Genomic DNA, 16,452 nt, shown 5'->3' with positions numbered 1-16,452 from the left:
GGATTTTCGAATATTTTACAAGCCATATCTATTTTATTTAGAAATTTTACAAGAAAAAAACTGGGATTCCCCAGTTTCATTTCTTATAGGTAAAGTAGTTTGAATACTGCTACTGCTGCAATAGCCGCTGCGATTGGAGCTACAACTGGTACCCATGCATACCACCATTTTGAATCACCCTTGTGTTGACCAAGAACTGATTTTGGAAGGAGTTCGTGAAGAAGACGTGGTCCGAAGTCACGAGCTGGGTTCAAAGCAGGTCCAGTAGGTCCACCAAGTGAAGTTACCAAGGCCATCACTAGGAAACCAAGTGCCAAGTGCGCAACTGAGATCCCAGCAGCTGTATGTGGAGCTACTTGAGCTTTCACTGCCAATTCACTTAAATCAACAGTTTGTCCAGCTTGAGTAGCCATTTGTTTCATGTATTGAAGAACCTCAGCACCAAAGAAGTTTTTAGTCAAACCAAGTGCTGCAAAGAAAAGAACAAATGAACCTACAAACTCATTGAGGAAGCCGTTAACAGTAGCTGCAAAACGTGATTCTTTTGTACCGTGGTCGATGCTTGAAATCGTTGAGAAGGTACCCAAGATATTGTTTGGGTTTTCTGTTTTCAAGTAGTAAGGACGGTGAGTCGCTACAACCAAAGCTTGACCAAAGATTGCTCCCAAAACTTGTGCTAGGATGTAATATGGTACTTGCTCCCAAGAGAAAAGACCACTAACAGCAAGTCCAAGAGTGAAAGCTGGGTTGATGTGGTTTCCTGATACGTTACCGAACATCAAGGCTGGGATCATAACCCCCATACCGTAACCAACTGCGATAACGAGCCAGCCACTTTGGTGACCTTTCGTACCTTTAAGTTCAACGTTAGCAACTGCACCATTACCAAGAATGATCAAAATAGCAGTTCCCAAGAATTCTGTGGCATATTTAATAGCCCATGTAAAATCCATTTGATAGATTCTCCTTCAATTTTTTTAGACAATCCTTATTCTATCAATTTTTAGGCCTTTTAGCAACAGATTTTCTAAAAGAATCTCTGGAAAACGCTTTATTTAACTTATCTTTAAGAAAAGGACAAAAGGAGTCAAACTCCTTTCATCCTTTTTATTAGTCTTGACGTTGACCAAAGTCTGCAATCATCTGCTCCATCTCTTGACGACTTGGAGTTGTCAGCATATAAAGGTAATCCCCTTGTAGTTCTGCAAAAGCTGCTGGCATGATTTTTTTGACCTTGAATTGTTGGCTATACTTGGCAAGCAAGTCTTCTTCTGAATAGACATAATTTGCATTGGCACGACGTGAAGTTGCCAAGCAATACTGGGGCTCAAACTCTGAACTTGGAAACTCTTCTCCTGCGACAATAGCTGCGTAGCCTCTATAAAGGTCCAAGGAATGAGCAAAGTTATAAACATCTATGGTAAAACCACCTGCAGGACGGTTATTGTACTCAATGGCAATGTAGTCGTCCCCGTCACGGAAGAACTCGATATGGAAAAAGCGTTCTCTCATTCCAAATTCCTTGACAATGGCCTCACCATACTTGCGCAGTTTGGGATCCATATCCTTGAGGACATAGTAAGAATTGTCCATCTTATATATCATCAGATCAAGTGGTGTATGGGCATAATCGAAAGTCGTTGAAAAGACGATATTGCCATCCTTGTCCACAAGCCCGTCAAAGGTACAGATTTCGCTAGAAGTGACAAATTTTTCAAAGAAATAAACGGTTGAATGATCCCATGCTTGCTTGAAGTGATGGATATCGTCTTCTGTCTCAAGCTTAAAGGTTGCGGCCGCTCCCACTCCGTTATCAGGTTTGGCAATCATTGGTAGACCAATCGTCTCAACTGCTCTATCCACATCTGCTTCCGTCTGGATAACAGCACCAGGTACCACAGGGACGCCTGCTTTTTTGAAAAGTTTCTTCATCTCAGACTTAAACTTGGTCTTTTTGAGATCCTCTGGTTTGGCACCAAAGACATTGAATTGTTCTCTGAGTGTTGCGTCTAGCTCAAGCCAGTATTCATTGTGGGACTCGATGCGGTCGATTGGGCCATGCTTGTAGAAAAGAAAGGCAACTGCACGTTTGACTTCGTCTATGTTCTCAAGATTGTCCACACGGAAATACTCAGTCAGACTATTGCGCAAAGGTTCATCTAGTTGTTCGTAAGGTTCTTGACCAATTCCCAAAACGGTGATGCCTTTATTAGCTAGCTCGATGGTAAACTGTTGGAAGTTTTGCGGATAGTAGGGAGAAATAACAAGGTAATTCATAGGCAACTCCTTTTATAGATACAGGTGTCCAAGAAAATAGGGCATTTGTTTACGCCACCATTCCCAGTCGTGGGCGACATCGTGTCCCCATTCAGCAAACCAGGCTGGAATTTGTTTCTGGTCAAAGGCTTCTTTGAGCTTGTAGAAGGATGGCAGACCATCTTGTTCCCAGGCACCAAGGCCCGTACAAACGACAATCTCCGCCTGACGGTAACGATCAATAAACCAGCCGTCGTTTTGATTCCAGATATAATCTACAGGTGAGTTTTGGTAAATTGCATCGTCATTGTAGTAATCGCCAACGAAGAAACGTGCATCGTAAACACCACTGAGGGCAATCACCTTGGTAAAGACATCTGGATGCTGGAGAAAGAAATTGAGTGCATGGTAGGCTCCCATCGAGCAACCTGTCGTCATCATTCCGTCAAACCAACCTGTCTTGTGCTTGATAAAAGGAATGGCCTCCTCAATCACATAACGTTCGTAAGCTCGGTGCATCTCCGCCTGGTCATGACCATTTTTCCAAGTGGCTAGCCAGCTCTCACTGTCAACACTGGAGAGAGTAAAAAATTGGACGCGCCCTTCCTCGATAAAGGAAGCACAGGCGTCAATCATGCCAAAATCATAGTATTCGTTGTGACTGCCACCAGATGAAGCAAAAACAACAACTGGAATCCCAGCATTTCCATAACGGTTGAGGTACATTTCACGGTTGAGATTGCCACTCCAGTGGCTGAGGTTTTCAATATGCATTGGCTTTCTCCTTTCTTAACTTACCATTTTTCTGCAAAAAATCGGAGACAGTCTGGCAAATTTTCCGACCAAGGGATTTCACTATGGATGGCACCAGACTGAACTTTCAAGACAAGATTATCCAAGTGTACTCCACCTGAAATCAAATCACGGTAATAATGAAGCGACGAGTCGATATAGGCTTGTTTAATATTGCCAGCCATCAAGGTCTTGTCCGTATCATCTGCTTCTTCTGTTCCTACATAGATAAAAATGCGCTGTTCAGGCGACAATTTCTTGCGCTCGATATAGCGGTTAAAGGCTTCTTGGTGAAGCCAGTTAGCAGATGAAAAGACACCAAGACAACCAATTCGGTCTTGGTACTCTAGTCCGATAAACTGGGTGATATTGCCTCCTAGTGACGAACCAATCATAGCCGTGTGCTGGCGATCAGCTTTGGTACGATAGGTTTCATCGATAAAAGGCTTGACCACCTCCATGACAAACTCAGCATACTCCACACCCTTACCACCAAACTGCTGCCCTGGGATAGGAGATTCTTGAAACTTCCAAGCCGCATACTCATTCATCCGCCCCATGCCATCATTATCTATAGCAACGACAATCATGCGACTGATGTCAGGATTTCGCTTAATAGCTGGAATAATCTTCCAAGAGTGTCCGATATAAGACTCCTTGCTGTAAAAGACATTTTGCCCATCATGAAAGTAAACAACTGGGTAAAAACGGTCTGTGTCTTTCTCGTAGTCCTTAGGCAGAAGCACACGCACACGACGCTCTTTTCCAGTATAAGGAACCTTGAGTTTATGTTCTTTCATTTTTAAGTAAAAGTAGGAATGATTCATTGTCAGAAAACTCTCTATATTCAAAATTTTATCTTATTATACCATAAAAATAGAAAATAAGTCAGTTAATGTCCATTTTAAGGATAAATAACTAACTTTTTTCATTTGTTTTTCTGAATTCTTCTGGATTTTCTGATTAGAGGAGATTGTCAATTAACTCATCGACAGCATCTTTTTCAACCAGGGGAGTGATTTCAGTAATCATAATCCCAGCCACTGCTCGCTCAACCAAGCCTTCAACATCCATGCGTTTTTCATACTGCTCTGCATTCTCTATCTTAGGATTGGTCTTAGGACGGTCAGGCGCAAAAATGGTACAGCAGTCTTCAAAAGGCTGGATTGAAATTTCAAAGGTATCGATTTCCTGCGCGATGTCAATGATTTCCAACTTGTCCATCGTAACCACGGGACGAATAATTGGAGTGCTGGTCACAGCGTTGATAGTCTGCATGCTTTCCAAAGTTTGGCTAGCTACTTGGCCAAGACTTTCCCCATTAATGATAACTAAACCATTTCGTACCTCACGGATACGGTCGGTAATGCGCATCATAAAACGACGTGTCAAGGTCATAAGGTAGGCTTCTGGCGCTTTAGCCTTGATTTCCTCTTGAATCTCTGTGAAAGGCACCTCGATAAACTGGATATTGCCCCCAAACTTGGTCAATTTGCGGGTCAAATCTTGGGCTTTCTTAAGGGCACCAGGACTAGTATATGGTGGGCTGGCAAAGTGAACGGCCTCAATATCTACCCCTCGTTTAAGAGCTAGATAACCTGCCACGGGTGAATCAATACCCCCTGACAACATGAGCATGCCTTTACCAGAACTTCCCACAGGTAATCCTCCTGCTCCACGGAAGGTTTCATAGGAAAGGTAGGCCGCTTCCTCACGAATCTCAACTTGAAGATTAATATCTGGATTTTTCATCTGAGCTTGCACGTTTGGAATAGCCTCGAAAACAGCTCCACCAAGAGTTTGATTGAGTTCACGGCTGTCCAATTCAAAGTTGTGGTCGCTACGCTTGCTAGTGATTTTAAAGGTCATCCCTTCCTTGTAGATTTCCTTCATAATCTCTTGGACAGCAGATTTCAGAACTTCTACAGACTTTTCAACCTTATAAACGGGAGAAAAATTTTGGATCCCAAAAACTTGTTTGAGAGATTCTGATACTGCTGTATAATCAGCTCCATTCAGGTAAGCGTGGGCACGGTCGCGATCTGCGGTTACCTTAACTTGGGGATAGATGGACAAAACGTCCGAAATATTATTGCGAAGTTTATTGATGAAACGCATACGATTTTTGTGCTTGGTTGACAATTCTCCATAGCGAATCATAATTTCTGAATACTGCATAAATGCTCCTATCTTACTTTTCTAGTTTGATTGTAAATTAATTTTAGCTTGGTCAAGAACTGCTCGACTTGACTCATATCATTTTCCAAGTCTAGGCTTAGGCGAACAGCTGACTGGGCCTTATCTTTGTCCACTCCCATGGCAATCAAGGTGCCTGCAGGTTTCCCTGCCTTGGACGAACAAGCAGAGGTTGTGGAAATGAAAATATCATAGTCTTCAAATGCATGAACGATGACTTCTCCACGAACCCCCTTCATCCCAAAAGTCAGGATATGAGGGGAAAAGTCTTCCTCATCCGAAAAGACAAAAATATCTGGATAATTCAAAAGCGCTTGGCGAATGACTGATTTCATCTGTCCAGTCTTACTAACAAAGATATCTAACTTTTCCATAGACAAACGGAGGGCCTTGGCTGTCGCTGCAATCCCTGCCACATTTTCAGTTGTCGAACGATAATCACGCTCTTGACCACCACCTGTCAAAAGAGGCGTAATTTTCTTACCAGACTTGATATAGACAAAGCCAACACCTCGGACACCATGAAATTTATGACTTGAGAAGGTCGCAAAATCTACACGATCTGTTATATATTTTTCAGTCGGAATCTTAGCGAGTGCCTGAACTGCATCAACGTGGAAGGAAATAGTTGGCTTGTCTGCCAACAGTTCTGAGATGGCCTCAATAGGTTGGATAGAGCCAATTTCGTTGTTAACTGCCATGATGGAGACAAGGATCGTATCAGGTCGTGTCAAATTCGCTAGAGCCTCAACATCCACAAATCCTTTCTCATCAACTGGAGCAAAATCTATCTCAAAACCTTGACTTTTCAGCCAAAGGGCTGATTCCTTGACTGCTGGATGCTCAATAGCTGACACAATGATGTGCTTGCCAAACTGGGCTTTTTCAAAGGCCACACCCTTGATGACCCAGTTATCTCCTTCTGTTCCACCAGAGGTAAAGAAGATTTCCTCACTCTTCTTCCCAATCAAATCTGCAATTTGCTGCCGGGAAGCATCTAAAATTCGTGTTGCCTGATCTCCCAAACGATGGAGACTAGACGGATTTCCTACAATTTTTGAAGCGACCTGCATGTAAGTTTCAAGTGCTTCAGGATAAGGCTTGGTTGTCGCCGAATTATCAAAGTAGATCATGTTTTCTCACGCTTTCTAAAATCACTCCTTCTATTGTATCACGAAAAGAGACCTGCGACAAGGAAGGGAGGTTTCTCTTTTTTTAAGATTTTTTTAAAGAAATGAGGTATAATAAATCATAATTAAAGGAGAGTATCATGTCTAACTATCGTAGAACTTCAAAACCAAAAACAGAACACATCAAAAAGGGATTTACTGTCTTTCAAAAAACGATTGCTACCATCGGTAGTATCCTTGGCCTCATCACCGCTACTATTACCATCATGAACGCTATGGATAATAACAAAAACAACAAAAAAGAACCGACGACAACCCAAACAACTGTTGTCAAGGAAATTCAAAAGGAAGCCCCTCAGGAAAATACTACTCCTAACAGGGACAACACTTCTACTAAAGAAAATACCACGCAAGAAGAAACTTCTCAATCCAATAAAAAAGAGGAGAAAAAAGAAGATCAGAAAACAACAACTCAGGATCCTTCTACACCTTCCTCAACAAAAGAAACTAGCGATAACGGAACACAGTCAAATACGACGAGTTCTGAAACTAAAACGAACCAGTAATCACAAAAATAACTTCTTTCCAAATTTGGAAAGAAGTTATTTTTTTATTGTTGCAATACTTTTCGTGGTTTGGTTCCCTCAGCTGGACCGATGACACCTGCCATTTCGAGTTCTTCCATAAGGCGGGTCGCACGATTAAATCCAACTGACAAACGACGCTGAATCATCGAAGCGCTAGCTTTCTGGGTTTCGATAACCAAAGCCTTAGCTTCTTCAAAAAGCGGATCGCCACCAGCTTCACCATCAGAAAAATCTCCTTCATTTTCAGGAACATCTCCTGGGTCAAAGCTGTCATCGTAGTCCGCATCTGCCTGAGCCTTGATGAAGTTTACGATGCGTTCGACATCATCATCTGAGATAAAGGATCCTTGTAGACGGACTGGGTGATTTTCATCAATTGGTTTAAAGAGCATATCTCCTCGACCGAGCAGTTTTTCTGCTCCATTTTCATCCAAGATGGTTCGTGAATCTGTACCTGATGAAACTGCAAAAGCCACACGAGATGGGACATTGGCCTTGATAAGACCAGAGATAACATCAACCGATGGACGTTGCGTTGCGAGAATCATGTGAATCCCTGCAGCACGCGCCTTCTGTCCAAGACGAATGATGGCATCTTCTACTTCCTTGCTAGCCACCATCATGAGGTCTGCCAACTCATCCACAATGACAACAATCAAAGGCAGGGGTACTTGTTTATACTCAGATTGGCTATTAAATTCCTCGACCTTGGCATTGTAACCAGCGATATTTCGCACACCAACCTTGGCGAAGAGTTCATAACGGTTTTCCATCTCATCCACAACCTTTTGCAGTGCCTTGCTGGCCTTGCGTGGATTTGTCACAACTGGAATCAAGAGGTGAGGAATGTCATTGTAAACGGATAACTCAACCATCTTTGGATCCACCATCATAAACTTGACCTGATCGGGTCTTGCTTTCATGAGAATGCTCGCGATAATACCGTTAACTGCGACTGACTTCCCTGATCCCGTCGAACCTGCAACAAGTAGGTGGGGCATCTTGGAAAGGTCAAAGGTGCGAGCAGTTCCATTGACAGCCTTACCTAGAGGAATTTCGAGGAGATTTTCTGGTTTAGTCTGAGACTGTTCCCAGAGTTCACGGAAGGAAACGGTCGCAATCTCAGAGTTAGGCACTTCGATTCCGACTAGGGATTTACCAGGGATTGGAGCCTCAATCCGAACATCCTTAGCTGCTAGAGCTAGCGCTAAGTCGTCTGCCAGATTGGAAATGCGGTTAACCCGTACACCAACTGCTGGCTTGACTTCATACTTGGTAACTGATGGTCCAATTTCAGCCCGTTCCACCGTCACCTTGATACCAAAGCTAGCAAAGGTTTCTTCTAGGATTTTGATATTTTCTCGAACAATCTTCTTTTCCTTGGACTGATCTTTGGGTTTATCTGGCGCAAAGAGTTGCAAGCTTGGCAGTTTGTATTCAAGGGCTTCTTTGGCAGAAAAATCAACCTGTACCTCTTCATCCTCAAAGTCTTCTTCCACATCTGGAACGTCAAAATCAGTTTGAGGGAGGATAATCTCCGGTTCGATCCACTCTTCCTCAGGAATTGGAGGGAAATCGTAGTCTGGTACTTCAGATAAGATTTCTCCCGTTTCAGGATCTACAGGAGGAAGCGGTAATGCATCCTGTTTTTCTTGTTCTCTCTGAATTCTGGCTGCTTCTTCAGCTTCTTGACGAGCCTTTTCTTCTTCTCTCTTGATGAAGCGTTCCTGTTTTCTCTGTTCCTGTTTTTCCATGAAGGATCTGAACTGAGCTCCAATAAAGGCTGCAACATCATAAATAGACCAAGGACTAACCAAGAGTGCCCCAACTAGAATCAAGAGGAATCCAATAAAGTACGATCCGATATTGGAGAAAAGAAAGGATATGGGGATATAGAGTCCAACACCAAGCAAGCCTCCACCAGCAAAGCTAGTCACTCGCATACCAGTCAGGTCCGTCATAACTTGAGACAGGGTCCCTTTTAGAACTGATTGCTCCAAACCATATTTCCAAACCAAGTAGGCCTCAAAAATCAAGAGCAAGCCAGCGAAGATACAGAGAAATCCTGATAGAAGTCCCTCTTGCTTGCGGATCCATTTAAATAGAAAAAGATAAATGAGGAGGCCGCCTATAGCCACATAGGCCAAACTTCCAACCACCAGTCGAATGAGATTATAAAGGGTGATACCCGCCGCACCGAGCTTGAGAGCTGCAATAATCAACAATAAGGCAATCCCTAAGGAAATCAACATCCTCTGGATAGCCTGTTTTCTTTCGAGTTCTGCTTTAGACGGTCTCCGTCTTGTTTTACTAGTATTCTTGTTTGCCATTCTTTTATTATACCATATTTCACAGCCATTTCGAATAGAGAAAAAGATTGCACCAAATGGTAACAATCTTTCTATTCTAATCCATTTTATGCTTGTGGCTTGCGTAGGTAACCATAAACCACACCACTTACGATTGCACCAACCAAGACAAAGGCAAGGTAGAGAAGGGCATTTGAAGTAAGAGCGATGACGAAGATTCCTCCGTGTGGCGCCATGAGTTTGATTCCTGCAAGACCAACGAGTCCGCCCGCTACTGCTGAACCAAGGATGAAGCTTGGAATCGCACGAGCTGGGTCAGCGGCACCAAATGGAATCGCTCCCTCAGTGATAAATGACAAGCCCATGATGATGTTTGTCAAACCAGAGTTGCGTTCTTCTTTGGTAAATTTATTTTTGAAAAGAAGGGTTGCGACAAAGATAGCAAGTGGTGGAACCATTCCTCCAGCCATAACTGCTGCCATTGCTACAGAACCACCTGAGGAAACAGTCGCTGCAAGCGTACCTGTTCCAAAGACATAAGCTGCTTTATTGACAGGTCCACCCATATCGACAGCCATCATACCACCAAGAACGATACCGAGAAGGACAGCTGAACCTCCTCCAAGACCACCTAGGAAGTCATTCATAGCAGTGTTGATTGCTGCCATTGGGATGTTAACAGCTAGCATGACAAATCCTGTCAAGATTGTTCCGAAAAGCGGTAGGATAAGGATAGATTTAGCACCTTCAAGTGAACGAGGAACTTTAACGTATTTCTTGATAGCAAGAACCAAGGCACCTGCGATAAATCCACCAACAAGGGCACCTAGGAAACCAGATGAGACACCTGCAAGAGTTGAAGTTGCTTCACCACCTGCGGCATAAGGAATTTTACCAAAGGCAAAACCTTCTTTGGCAATAGCACCAGCAACGAAACCAGCTACCAAACCTGGTTTTTCAGCGATAGAGTAGGCTACATATCCTGCAAAGACTGGAAGCATCAAGCCAAAGGCAGCCCCACCGATTTTCATGAACATGGAAGCGAGCTCATGGTAGGATCCGAGATTGCCAAGACTATCTTGTGGCACACCAAAAGCTCCGTCGATTAAGAAGGCAAGGGCAATCATGATACCACCACCGATAACGAATGGCAACATTTGAGATACACCACTCATCAAGTGTTTGTAGAAAGCTCCACCGATACTTTGTTTTTCATTAGATGCTGTTGCAGATTTTGCTCCATTAGCAGCACGATAAACTTCAGCATCTCCTGAAAGAGCCAAATTGATCAATTCTTCTGTCTTACGGATACCGTCTGCAACCGGGCGATTGATCAATGGTTTCCCATCGAAACGATCCATCTCAACAGCCTTGTCTGCTGCGATGATAACAGCTTTAGCCTTGCGGATGTCTTCCGCAGTCAATTGGTTCCCAACACCGCTAGCACCATTGGTTTCAACCTTGATCCCAACACCCATTTCAGCAGCCACTTTTTGAAGGGCTTCTTGGGCCATGTAAGTGTGGGCAATACCTGTCGTACAAGCTGTAACAGCTACGATAAAGTCGCCAGATTCATTGGCAGGTGCTTGAACAGGCTCCTCAGCTTTTTCTGAAGCTTGGTCAAAGAGTTCGATAACTTGATCTGCAGATGTTACTTGACGAAGTTTGTCAGCAAAACCGTCTTTCATCAAGTATTGAGACAATTCTGCCAAGGCTGCCAAGTGAGTATCATTGGCACCTTCTGGAGCTGCAATCATGAAGAAGAGGTCTGTTGGTTGCCCATCCAAGCTTTCATAGTCAACACCCTTGTTTGACTTAGCAAAGAGAACCGTTGCTTCTTTGACAGCAGAATTTTTACTGTGAGGCATAGCAATTCCGTCACCCAAACCAGTGGAAGTTAGAGCTTCACGTGCTAAAATTCCTTCTTTAAAGGTTTCAAAATCTGTCACATAGCCATGCTCTACTAGACTATTAATCATTTCTTCAATAACTGCTGTTTTTTCAGTTGCCTGCAAATCCAGCAACATAACATCTTTTCTCAATAGGTCTTGAATTTTCATCGTTTTTCTACCTCAACTTTTTCATATGTTTCTTTAATAAAGTCCGCTGTTGCCAAGTCATCTGAGAAGGTGGTTGCTGTTCCACAAGCCACTCCCCATTTGAAGGCTTCTATTGCGTCTTTTGATTTGACAAATTCACCTGTAAATCCAGCCACCATAGAGTCACCAGCTCCCACTGAGTTTTTGACTGTTCCCTTGATAGGTTTTGCGAAGTAAGCTCCCTCAGATGTGACAAGAAGGGCCCCGTCCCCAGCCATAGAGATAATAACGTTTTGAGCACCTTTAGCCAGTAACTCTCGCGCGTATTTCTCAATTTCATCTAAACTATTGAGTTCAACTCCAAAGATAGCTCCCAGTTCGTGATTATTTGGCTTCACCAAAAGTGGCTGGTAGTCTAAACTATCAATCAAGGTCTGTCCTTCAAAATCACAAACGACTTGCGCACCAGTCTGGCGTGTCAAGGCAATCAAATCCTTATAGATAACATTGCCTAGGTTCTTAGCACTCGAACCTGCAAACACAACCGTATCTTCTGCGGTCAAACTAGACAAAATAGCTTTCAACTCTTCTAGCTGATCCGGTTCCACATTTGGACCCGTTCCATTGATTTCTGTTTCTTGGTCTGCTTTAATCTTGACATTGATACGAGTATCTTCTGCTACTTGAACAAAACGTGTCTCAATTTGCTCTTCAGCCAAAGTATCTGTGATAAATTTACCAGTAAAACCTCCGATAAATCCAGTCGCAGTATTTGGAATACCCAAGCGTTTCAAGACACGACTGACATTGATTCCTTTCCCACCAGCAAACTTATCATCACTGTCCATACGATTGACACTGCCGACTTGAACTAGGTCCAAGCGCACGATATAGTCAATGGATGGATTGAGTGTGACTGTATAAATCATACTTCTATTACCTCCGTTTTCTTCTTAATAGCCTGCAAGAGCTCATGCCCTTGACTTGTGATGACAATAGCGCGTTTAAGTGGTGCTACTTTGGCAAAGCAAGTTTGACCAATCTTTGACGAATCCACCAAGACATAGGTTTGTTTGGCATTCTCTAAAATAGCACGCTTAACGGCTCCCTCCTCCATATCAGGAGTCGTATAATAACCATCGTCCACACCATTCATCCCGATAAAGGCACGGTCAAAGTGCAATTGATTGATTTGGTTAAGAGCAACACCACCGATACATGCATCTGTTGCCATTTTGACACTTCCTCCAACCATGACAGTTGGAATCTGTTTTTCAACCAACTGAACCGCATGGTGAATGGAGTTGGTCACGACTGTGATATTCTTATTAACCAATTCCTTGATTAAAAAAGCAGTTGTCGTTCCAGCATCGATAAAGATAACATCTTGTTCCTTAATAAGAGAGGCTGCTTTCTGAGCCAGTAGCTTCTTCTCTTGAAGGTTTTTGACAGATTTTTCTTGGATGGTTTCTTCTTCCTGCAAGGAGTGGGGCAATTCTGCTCCACCATGTACACGGCGAAGCTTGTTTTCCGCCTCCAACTCGTCCAAATCTCTTCGTACTGTCGATTCTGATGTTTCTAATAGACTAACCAATTTTTCTAGGGAAACTACATGATGTTGATTTAACTCCTCTAAAATCAGTTGCTTCCGCTCAGTTTTTAACACCAAATCACCTCCTGTTATCGTTTACACTATTCATTCTAGCACATTCTCTACCAAAGTCAAGCATTTTTTGTCATTTTCTGTCAAATTCTATCATTTTTCTTATTTCCAAAATTTTTATTGCAAGATAAGTGGCTTTATGGTAGACTATTTGAGTAAGTATTGGAAGATTACTCAAGAGGCTTAAGAGGCCGTGTTGGAAACGCGGTAGGCGTGTAACAGCGTGCGTGGGTTCGAATCCCATGTCTTCCGTAGAAAAAAGAAAAACTGCACCTCAATGCAGTTTTTTTATCGTTCTAAGAACAATATATAGGAATGAAAGGCTGAGTTACTCTAACTATCACACCACATTTTTGTATCCTAATTCATAAAAAAACAAGTAGTTTATTAAGACTACTTGTTTTTCTTTTAAATCTTAGGATTAGATATTGCTTTTATCTTTCTTATCTGAAGATTTGTCTGTTGATTTATCAGTGGATTTGTTTGAAGATTTATCTGAAGACTTGTCTGTTGATTTATCATTAGACTTAGTTGAGTTTTTACGGACAATTTTATCATAACCTTCTGTATCATCAAGCAACTCTGTCGCCAAAGTACGGTAATCTTCTTGAGAAATCAGCCAGTTTCCATCCTTATCCTTTGTTAATTTGATTTCAGTATCAAAATCACCAGTAGTGAAAGGTGTATGAGCTAAGTTAGGGTCAACGTCACTGTAGGTTGAGAAATCTTTCTTGAATAGATGCTCAAAAATCCAGTAAGAAACCAATGTTTGGTAACGCTTGATGTCAACGTTTGAACCAGCTTGATTGTATTTACCTAGGTTATCAACACCTCCAATAAGAGTAGTGAGAACTTCCCTTGTAGATGAAGCCAATCCTTTAGAGTGTAACTTCTTAGAGTTGAAAGTAACAGTTGCTGTATTTCCTGATTCATCAACCTTCACATCTTTAACAGTGTAAGAACCGATATCTTGATATAATCTACGTCTCATCTTCAAGAAACCTGAAATGGTTTCTTCTGGAGTTTCTACAGGGAAATCTTTGTGCCATTGTACTGAGTATGTAGATGCAGGTGAAAGCCCTTCTTCTTTGATTTTTTCACTTGTTTGCACTGCAAAAATGGCCTCAGTCCATTTTTCATAGGTTTCACCATAAATTTTCTTGAATCGTGCAGAGTCGCTAGTGAGAACAGAGTCTAGGAGAATTTCAGCATCTTTTGTGACTTTCTCTTTAACTTCCGCTGCTTCATCCTTCTTCTCAACTTGTTCCGTTTTCTCTTTGTCATCAGAAGAAGCTTCAGATGACTGATTAGACAATGCAGAACATGCACCCAAGACAACTGTTGAGAGTGCTAAGATACTTAGTAACTTAATCTTTTTCATGTTTCACCTCTTTATGAAAAATTTACTCTTGGAGACCACCTCCAAGGATAGTTGTTTAGAAAAACACTGGGTTCATCTAACGGAGAATGGGGGATTCGAACCCCCGCGCCAGTTACCCGACCTAACGATTTAGCAAACCGTCCTCTTCAGCCTCTTGAGTAATTCTCCACTAACACACTAAAGTAATTGGATACAATTTGGAAAAAATCTACTGTATACCTGTTCATAATGGAGCCGGTGGGAGTCGAACCCACGTCCAAACACCTGCTAACATATTCGTCTACAACCATAGGTTATGTATTGTTTTAACAGTCCCTCGACACATAACTCAAGCCTAGGAACTGCGAGTCTATTAATCTCTTATCAAACCACTAGACAAGGCTTGATCGTATCTCGCTAATCATAAGACCTGTCATTGAACACGAGCAATCCAAATCAGGTCACGCCTGCTGGTTTTTAGGCAGCTAGAGCGTAAGAAGTGTTATTTTTTGCAGTTATATTTAACTGAGCGTTTACGTCGCCACACGGGTTGCAAAATATGCCTCATAATGCCTGTCGAATCCGTAACGACCCCAGGATGTTAGAACTATTATAACCTATCTTCAAAAAAAATGCAAAATCAAGCCAATTCTTTAGAACAGATACGTTTTCAAAGCATCTGATAATGCTTGATAACCGGCTACACTTAGATGGAGGCCATCCGTTGTATAGGCTGATTGAAGTTGCCCTTCTGAATCTGCCAAACTATCATAAATCGGCACAAAATCTACCTGCATATAGGCGGATGCTAGAGCCTCATAGGCTTGATTCCATTCTCTAATCTTTTCATTGGTTCGGATATAAACTGTCTGCTTGTATTCTTCTCCCTCATTGACTGGCAAAATGGAAAGGAGCTTTATTTGTGACAGCGGATAATCTCGGGCAATCGATTGGATTACACGCTCAAGATTATCCAAAGCATCATTCATGGGAATATCTTTTCCAATATCATTTGTTCCTATTAGGAGAACAATTTGATCGACAGCATCACCATAAAGATGGGCATCCAAATTCTCTAATAACAATCTCGTCTGGTAACCTCGGATGCCACGATTAACAATCGTCTTGGTAGTCCCGAGTAACTCTTGCAAAGGGTAGTATTCTACAATCGAATCGCCGATAAAAATCATATCTGGTTCTAGAACAGATACTTGATTCAATTCACGATACTTGGTTTGAATTTTTTCCTGCTCCTTTAAGAGCCAATTCTCTAATAACTGTACTGCCACCCTATCCCTCTTTCTCTAACCAATTCTCTAGAACTTGATAAACGCCCGCCTGGCTGTTAGCTGGAGCTAGGGCAGTTGCAACTGCCTTGGCCTCATCATCAGCATTTTCCATAGCATAGGCGATTCCAGCCATCTCCAACATCTCAACATCATTTTCGCTATCACCAAAAGCCATAATTTGTTCTGATGTCAAATCCCAGCGCTTGAGTAATTCTTCCAATCCCCAAGCCTTGTGAACCCCAGCCTGCAGGATATCGATACAGCCATAACCGCTAGAAACAGCCCTTACACGACCATCAAAGAGGTCATTGATTTCCTGCAAAACTGAACTAGAACGTTCTTCACCAACGACCATGCTCATCTTTAGAACTCCTCCAAAGAGGTCTGAGTTTAGCTCATCCACAAAATTTGTCCTTTGGTAAAGTTTTTCAATCATCTCTGGAGTCATAAATTTTTCCAGGTCTGTAAAAACCGTTCCTTCCTTGACAAAACTCCCATTCATACTGGTAACGACGAACTGATCTCGACACTCCCTCCCTTTAAAATGAACTAAAGCCTTGTCAACCATAGCATCATCCCAGGTCTGCGCTTGAATCAGTTTATTGTTTTCAAAAATACGCGCCCCATTGGCAACGACTAGAACTACTCTACTCGCCAAGTGTTCTAGTAATTGCCTCATACGGTGAACTTCATTCCCTGTCGCAATGACAAAACGGATATCCCTTTGATCCAGCTGATCTAAAATCTTTTCCAAGCGGGGCAGATCCAGCTGCCCCCTCTGGTCTAGCAAGGTTCCATCCATGTCTGTTGCAATCAATTTAATCGTCATCA

General features: G+C 42.4%; 14 protein-coding genes, 2 tRNA genes and 1 other RNA gene. 2 read left to right on the top strand and 15 right to left on the bottom strand.

Annotated elements, in window-relative coordinates; all coding sequences use genetic code 11:
• Nucleotides 1-83: 83 nt before the first annotated feature.
• From gla to ACORHV_RS03170, 6 genes are all read right to left on the bottom strand, one after another.
• Nucleotides 84-953 carry an aquaglyceroporin Gla gene (gla, locus tag ACORHV_RS03195; RefSeq protein WP_434398795.1) on the bottom strand — a complete coding sequence of 290 codons (870 nt, stop codon included), beginning with the start codon at nucleotides 951-953 and terminating at the stop codon, nucleotides 84-86.
• A 157-nt stretch (nucleotides 954-1,110) separates the two neighbouring features.
• Complete coding sequence (locus ACORHV_RS03190; protein ID WP_434398793.1) at nucleotides 1,111-2,277, bottom strand: ATP-grasp domain-containing protein; 1,167 nt, start codon at nucleotides 2,275-2,277, stop codon at nucleotides 1,111-1,113.
• A 12-nt stretch (nucleotides 2,278-2,289) separates the two neighbouring features.
• Nucleotides 2,290-3,030 carry an esterase family protein gene (locus tag ACORHV_RS03185; protein ID WP_434398791.1) on the bottom strand — a complete coding sequence of 247 codons (741 nt, stop codon included), beginning with the start codon at nucleotides 3,028-3,030 and terminating at the stop codon, nucleotides 2,290-2,292.
• Nucleotides 3,031-3,050: 20 nt separating this feature from the next.
• Nucleotides 3,051-3,875 carry an alpha/beta hydrolase gene (locus tag ACORHV_RS03180; RefSeq protein WP_434398789.1) on the bottom strand — a complete coding sequence of 275 codons (825 nt, stop codon included), beginning with the start codon at nucleotides 3,873-3,875 and terminating at the stop codon, nucleotides 3,051-3,053.
• Nucleotides 3,876-4,011: 136 nt separating this feature from the next.
• Nucleotides 4,012-5,226 (bottom strand): tRNA uracil 4-sulfurtransferase ThiI, encoded by a 1,215-nt coding sequence (gene thiI, locus ACORHV_RS03175; protein WP_434398787.1) that lies wholly within the window; start codon nucleotides 5,224-5,226, stop codon nucleotides 4,012-4,014.
• Nucleotides 5,227-5,234: 8 nt separating this feature from the next.
• Nucleotides 5,235-6,377, bottom strand: coding sequence for a cysteine desulfurase family protein (locus ACORHV_RS03170; RefSeq protein ID WP_434398785.1), 1,143 nt, complete (start codon nucleotides 6,375-6,377; stop codon nucleotides 5,235-5,237).
• Between the two features lie 137 nt (nucleotides 6,378-6,514).
• On the opposite strand from ACORHV_RS03170, the gene ACORHV_RS03165 reads away from it, so the two are divergent.
• A complete protein-coding gene (locus ACORHV_RS03165; protein WP_434398783.1) occupies nucleotides 6,515-6,940 on the top strand; it encodes a DUF6556 family protein in 426 nt (141 codons plus the stop codon).
• A gap of 44 nt (nucleotides 6,941-6,984) precedes the next feature.
• Here ACORHV_RS03165 and ACORHV_RS03160 read toward each other — a convergent pair whose 3' ends face one another.
• The 4 genes from ACORHV_RS03160 to ACORHV_RS03145 all read right to left on the bottom strand — a co-directional run bounded on the left by ACORHV_RS03160 (nucleotide 6,985) and on the right by ACORHV_RS03145 (nucleotide 12,975).
• Complete coding sequence (locus ACORHV_RS03160) at nucleotides 6,985-9,291, bottom strand: DNA translocase FtsK (protein ID WP_434398781.1); 2,307 nt, start codon at nucleotides 9,289-9,291, stop codon at nucleotides 6,985-6,987.
• A gap of 86 nt (nucleotides 9,292-9,377) precedes the next feature.
• Nucleotides 9,378-11,330, bottom strand: coding sequence for a PTS fructose transporter subunit IIABC (locus ACORHV_RS03155; RefSeq protein ID WP_434398779.1), 1,953 nt, complete (start codon nucleotides 11,328-11,330; stop codon nucleotides 9,378-9,380).
• On the bottom strand, nucleotides 11,327-12,238 hold the full coding sequence (gene pfkB / locus ACORHV_RS03150; RefSeq protein ID WP_434398777.1) for a 1-phosphofructokinase: 912 nt from the start codon (nucleotides 12,236-12,238) through the stop codon (nucleotides 11,327-11,329). Before pfkB ends, ACORHV_RS03155 begins: the two co-directional genes overlap by 4 nt.
• Entirely contained in the window at nucleotides 12,235-12,975 is a 741-nt protein-coding gene (locus ACORHV_RS03145; RefSeq protein WP_000920660.1) for a DeoR/GlpR family DNA-binding transcription regulator, read from the bottom strand. The genes pfkB and ACORHV_RS03145 overlap by 4 nt, the downstream gene beginning before the upstream one ends.
• 161 nt (nucleotides 12,976-13,136) lie before the next feature.
• On the opposite strand from ACORHV_RS03145, the gene ACORHV_RS03140 reads away from it, so the two are divergent.
• Nucleotides 13,137-13,224, top strand: a tRNA-Ser gene (locus tag ACORHV_RS03140).
• A 169-nt stretch (nucleotides 13,225-13,393) separates the two neighbouring features.
• On the opposite strand, the gene ACORHV_RS03135 is transcribed toward ACORHV_RS03140, so the two are convergent.
• From ACORHV_RS03135 to ACORHV_RS03115, 5 genes are all read right to left on the bottom strand, one after another.
• Complete coding sequence (locus tag ACORHV_RS03135; RefSeq protein ID WP_000721417.1) at nucleotides 13,394-14,353, bottom strand: hypothetical protein; 960 nt, start codon at nucleotides 14,351-14,353, stop codon at nucleotides 13,394-13,396.
• An 80-nt stretch (nucleotides 14,354-14,433) separates the two neighbouring features.
• Nucleotides 14,434-14,521, bottom strand: a tRNA-Ser gene (locus ACORHV_RS03130).
• Between the two features lie 58 nt (nucleotides 14,522-14,579).
• Nucleotides 14,580-14,927: a transfer-messenger RNA gene (gene ssrA, locus ACORHV_RS03125) on the bottom strand.
• A 58-nt stretch (nucleotides 14,928-14,985) separates the two neighbouring features.
• Nucleotides 14,986-15,621, bottom strand: a complete 636-nt coding sequence (locus ACORHV_RS03120; RefSeq protein WP_000290638.1) for an SGNH/GDSL hydrolase family protein — start codon at nucleotides 15,619-15,621, stop codon at nucleotides 14,986-14,988.
• 1 nt (nucleotide 15,622) lies between these two features.
• Nucleotides 15,623-16,450, bottom strand: a complete 828-nt coding sequence (locus ACORHV_RS03115) for a Cof-type HAD-IIB family hydrolase (RefSeq protein WP_000152922.1) — start codon at nucleotides 16,448-16,450, stop codon at nucleotides 15,623-15,625.
• Nucleotides 16,451-16,452: the final 2 nt, after the last annotated feature.

It is taken from the genome of Streptococcus sp. KHUD_016 (assembly GCF_051106465.1).
GTDB lineage: Bacteria > Bacillota > Bacilli > Lactobacillales > Streptococcaceae > Streptococcus.
The sequence above is the reverse complement of the archived record's forward strand: the minus strand, read 5'-3'. Positions and strand labels throughout refer to the sequence as shown.